This is a genomic window from Micrococcus sp. HG099 (assembly GCF_024723355.1).
Classification (GTDB): Bacteria; Actinomycetota; Actinomycetes; order Actinomycetales; family Micrococcaceae; genus Micrococcus; species Micrococcus endophyticus.
This window is the reverse complement of sequence record NZ_JANQCJ010000149.1, coordinates 1-4,466: the sequence shown is the minus strand read 5'-3', so window position 1 is coordinate 4,466 and position 4,466 is coordinate 1. Positions and strand designations below refer to the sequence as shown.

The 4,466-nt window shown below is 74.8% G+C and carries 3 protein-coding genes and 1 pseudogene; 3 read left to right on the top strand and 1 reads right to left on the bottom strand.

Translation table 11 applies throughout. The features are described 5' to 3' along the window. The first annotated feature begins 161 nt into the window (after positions 1-161). The 3 genes from trmB (at position 162) to NWP10_RS10545 (ending at position 3,807) form a co-directional block, all read left to right on the top strand. A complete protein-coding gene (gene trmB / locus NWP10_RS10555) occupies positions 162-1,175 on the top strand; it encodes a tRNA (guanosine(46)-N7)-methyltransferase TrmB (protein ID WP_258300870.1) in 1,014 nt (337 codons plus the stop codon). A 61-nt stretch (positions 1,176-1,236) separates the two neighbouring features. Beyond that, complete coding sequence (locus NWP10_RS10550; RefSeq protein ID WP_258300869.1) at positions 1,237-3,174, top strand: BCCT family transporter; 1,938 nt, start codon at positions 1,237-1,239, stop codon at positions 3,172-3,174. A 3-nt stretch (positions 3,175-3,177) separates the two neighbouring features. Continuing rightward, positions 3,178-3,807: a hypothetical protein gene (locus tag NWP10_RS10545; protein ID WP_258300868.1), complete on the top strand. Its 630-nt coding sequence runs from the start codon at positions 3,178-3,180 to the stop codon at positions 3,805-3,807. On the opposite strand, the pseudogene NWP10_RS10540 reads toward NWP10_RS10545, so the two are convergent. Beyond that, positions 3,804-4,466 (bottom strand): annotated as a pseudogene (locus tag NWP10_RS10540) (alpha/beta hydrolase); the annotation flags it as partial. The gene NWP10_RS10545 and the pseudogene NWP10_RS10540 sit on opposite strands and share 4 nt — an antisense overlap.

Genomic DNA, 4,466 nt, shown 5'->3' with positions numbered 1-4,466 from the left:
CCCTCGGACCGGGGCGTGCCCGGCCCGCCGGCGCCCAGCTCCTCCCCCGCGCCCTGACCTGACCCGACGCCCTCCGGCGCTCGGCAGCCTCCGGCGCCCCCTCCGACCGCCTCGGACGGGGGCGCCGGAGCCGTGTCCGGGCCCGTGGGAGGATCGAGGCGATGACTGAGCAGCCTCCCGCCCCCGACGCCCCCTCCCGTGACACCCCCGCCGACGACGGCCGTGACGGCGTCCTCGCGCCCCACGAGCGCGCCCACGACCACGACCACAACCGGGACAAGGACCCCGCGCTCATGCGCCGGGAGCCGGTCTCCTTCGTGCGCCGCGGCGCCCGCCTGAACTCCGGCCGCCAGGCCGTGTGGGACCGTCAGGCGCAGCGGGTGCTCGTGGACGTGCCGCGCGAGCACGGCGCCACGTCCGTGGCCCGGGACGCGCGCCTGGACTGGGACGCGGCCTTCGGCCGGCGGGCGCCCCTGCTGGTGGACATCGGCTCGGGCCTGGGCGAGTCCACCGCCCAGGCGGCCGCGGACCGGCCGGACTGGAACGTGCTCGCCGTAGAGGTGTACGTGCCGGGCCTGGCCGCGCTGATGACCCGCGTGGAGCAGGGCGGCCTGGAGAACGTGCGCGCCGTGGAGGCCAACGCGCCGGAGCTGATGGACCACCTGCTCGCGCCGGGCTCGGTGTCCGAGGTGTGGGTGTTCTTCCCGGACCCGTGGCACAAGAAGCGCCACCACAAGCGCCGCCTCGTCTCCCCCGCCTTCGCGGACCGCGTGGCCCGCGTGCTGGCCCCCGGGGGCGTGCTTCGCCTGGCCACGGACTGGTCCGGCTACGCGGTCCGGATGCGCGAGGTCATGGAGGCCCACCCCGAGTTCGAGAACCTGCACCCCGGCCGGGCCGCCGGCGAGGAGTCCCCCCTGACGCGGGTGCGCCGGGAGGGCCGCGAGGCCGAGGTCGGCGCGCAGCCGCTGCCGGCCGGCTGGGAGAGCGCCGCCGAGGACGAGCGGCCCCTGCGCGCGGGCCTGGGCGAGGCGCTCGAGGCCGCCGTCGCCGAAGACCCCGTGGACCACGAGGGCGGCTGGGCGCCCCGGTTCGAGGGTCGGCCCGTCACCAGCTTCGAGGCCAAGTCCCGCCGCGCCGGCCGCCTCGTGTTCGACCTGGCCTACGCCCGGCGCTGAGGCACGCCCCGCCGCGACGCTCCGCCACGACTCTCCACCGCCATCGATCGAAGGACCTCCCATGGACCCCGCACGCTATCCCCACGACACCCATCCGGGTCTGGTCCCCGGCATCGCGGTGGACGAGAACCGCCATCGCTTCAGGCTGGACCCTGTGGTCTTCGGCATCACCGCCGTGCTCGTCGTCGCGTTCGTCGCGTGGGGCCTGCTCGCCCCCGCGAGCGTGGGCGCCGCCTCCTCCGCCGCGTTCGGCTGGGCGATGACCAACGCGGGCTGGCTGCTCAACGCCGCCGTCGGGCTCGCCGTGATCGCGATGCTGTACATCGGCTTCTCCCGCTTCGGCCGGATCCGGCTGGGCCGCGACGACGAGCGCCCCGAGTTCTCCCGCTTCGCCTGGGTGTCCATGATGTTCGGCGCCGGCATCGGCGTGGGCATCTTCTTCTACGGTCCTTCTGAGCCGCTGGCCCACTACCTGTCCCCGCCGCCGCACACCGCGGCGGCCGAGACCCCGCAGGCCCTGCACATGGCCATGGCGCAGTCCCACTTCCACTGGGGCGTGAGCGCGTGGGCCATGTACGCGCTGGTGGGCGGGGCGATCGCCTACAGCTCCTACCGGCGCGGGCGCGTCACGCTCATCTCCTCCGTGTTCCGCAGCCTGTTCGGCGCGCGGCAGGCCGAGGGCACCGCCGGCCGGATCGTGGACATGTTCGCGATCGTGGCCACCCTGTTCGGCACCGCCGCCACGCTCGGGCTGGCCGCCGTCCAGATCGGCCAGGGCGTGCAGATCGTGGCCGGGCTGGACGGGGTCTCCAACACGCTGCTGATCGTCATCATCGCGGTGCTCACGGTGGCGTTCGTGGTGTCCGCCGTCTCCGGGGTGTCCCGCGGCATCCGTTACCTGTCCACCACGAACATCGTGCTCACCCTGGGCATGGTGCTGTTCGTGTTCATCGCCGGCCCCACCCTGTTCCTGCTCAACCTCATCCCTTCGGGCGTGGTGGAGTACGCGGACCGCTTCCTGGAGATGTCCGGCCGATCGCTGTCCTGGGGCGCGGCCACGGTGGAGTTCCAGTCCTGGTGGACCGCCTTCTACTGGGCCTGGTGGATCGCGTGGACCCCGTTCGTGGGCGTCTTCCTGGCCCGCATCTCCCGCGGCCGCACCCTGCGCGAGTTCGTGGCCGTCGTGCTGGCCGTGCCCACCTCCATCCTGGTCTTCGCCTTCACCGTGCTGGGCGGCGCCTCCATCTGGATGCGCCGCCAGGGCGAGGCCGCCTTCGACGGCGCCGCGAGCCCCGAGGCGCAGCTGTTCGCCCTCTTCGACCGCCTGCCGCTCGCCGAGATCACGCCGTTCGTGGTGATGGCGATCCTCGCGATCTTCTTCGTCACCTCCGCGGACTCGGCCTCCGTGGTGATGGGCACGCTCTCCTCGCGCGGTGACCCCGCGCCACGGCGGACGGTGACCGCGTTCTGGGGCCTGATGATGATGGGCATCGCCGTGGTGATGCTCCTGGCCGGCGGCGAGGACACCCTCGCGGCGCTGCAGAACCTCACCATCCTCATCGCGCTGCCGTTCTCGATCGTGTTGATCCTGATGATCGTCGCGTTCCTCAAGGACCTGTCCACGGACCCCTCCGCCATCCGCGGGGACTACGCGGACACGGCCCTGTCCAACGCGGCCCGCCGCGGCATCGAGGAGTACGGCGACGACTTCGAGATCGCCGTCCGCCGCGCCCCCTACGGCCGCGGAGCCGGCGCGGACTTCGACTCCACCGCCGAGGAGGTCACCGACTGGTACCGGCGCACGGACGAGGACGGCAACCCCGTCGACTACGACTATGAGACCGGAACGTGGGCGGACGGCTGGACGCCCGACGACGACGGGGCGCCGGCGGAGGACGCCCCGGACGTCGACGTCCCCACGGCTCCGACGTCCGACGGCACCCCGCCGTCTCCGTCGCCTGACGCCTCCACGGCGGCCCGGACCGTGGAGCGGCCGTAGGCCATGGGTACGCCCACGCAGCGGGCTCGTCACGACGGGGAGTCCGGACTGGCGCTCGCCGCCGTCGTCGCCGCGACCCGCGATCACCGCATGACGTTCCCGATCGAGGCGCGGGTGCGCCGCGTGACCCCGAACCTGTCAGTGCCCGAGCTGTACGAGGTCCGGGCCCGCGGCCGCGACGGCCGCTTCGAGGCGACATCAGCGGCGTGCGATCTGTCCTACAACCCCCGTACGGGACGCGAGCGCCTGGTGGTCCCTCCGTCCACCGGGCAGCCGGGCTTCACCCGGGAACGGGACTGGCCGTGGTTCTCCCCGACCCACAGGGTGTTGGCCATGCTCGCGCCCGCCGAGCTGGGGATCTGGGGCGGCACCCATGATCAGCATCGGCCCCACGGGGCCCGCCGACTGGACGAGCGCACCGTGCGCATCGACCTGGTGCGCCGTGAGGAGCCGGCCGAGACCCCGTCGTCGGGCTTTGTCGAGGTGGATCTGGGCAACGCCATGGTGACGCGGATGCAGCTGGAGGACGACCTCTACACCCTCGAGGCCGCGCGCGTGGTCATAGACGCGAGCGTCACCGGGCCCGTCGTCGGCCCTGCCCTGCCTGGATGGCGGCGGGCGTTCGCCCCCTAGGAGGCCTCCGGCGGCAGCGGCAGGCCGGCCGTGACGCGGGCCGTGGCCGCGAGGGTCACCGTCCCGGGGTCGCGGTAGCCGCGCGGGGCGTCCGCCCCGGCCGCGGGCGACCAGCGGGCGGTGCGGTGGCCGTGCACGGCCGCGCCCTCGAGCCCCGGCCGCGGGGTCACCGGCAGCAGGACGGCGTCCGTCCAGTCCCGGCGTCGGCCCAGGGCACGGCCCACGCGGGCCAGCACGTCGCCCGGGGCCTGGGCGCGGAACACGCGGCCCGAGGGCAGGCCGAGCCGGCCCGCCCGGGCCGCGAGCGCGGCGGGCAGGCCCACGGCCCCCGAGACCACAAGCGCCTCGACCGGGCGCTCGGCCGGCCGGGCGGCGTAGCGGGCGGTGTCCTGGGCACCTGCCTCGGCGACGGCGTCCTCGGGTTCCTCGACGTCGTCCGGCTGCAGCCCCGCTTCGACCAGCAGGCGCAGCGCGTGCCCGGCCACGAGGGAGCCGTAGGAGTGCGCCTCGATCGCCCCGTGCAGCGCGGTGCCACGGGCGCGCAGGGGCGGGCGGCCGTCGTCGTCGGGGTCCCCGGCGCCGGCCCGGGCGAAGTCCCACCAGGCGGCGACGTCGTCGGCGAGGCGCTCGCCGCCGCGACGGCCGGGCCCGTCCAGAAG

What these genes read in the sequence shown, in the direction of transcription:
- trmB (WP_258300870.1), top strand. Translation starts at nt 162, where the DNA reads ATGACTGAGCAGCCTCCCGCCCCCGACGCCCCCTCCCGTGACACCCCC.
- NWP10_RS10550 (WP_258300869.1), top strand. Translation starts at nt 1,237, where the DNA reads ATGGACCCCGCACGCTATCCCCACGACACCCATCCGGGTCTGGTCCCC.
- NWP10_RS10545 (WP_258300868.1), top strand. Translation starts at nt 3,178, where the DNA reads ATGGGTACGCCCACGCAGCGGGCTCGTCACGACGGGGAGTCCGGACTG.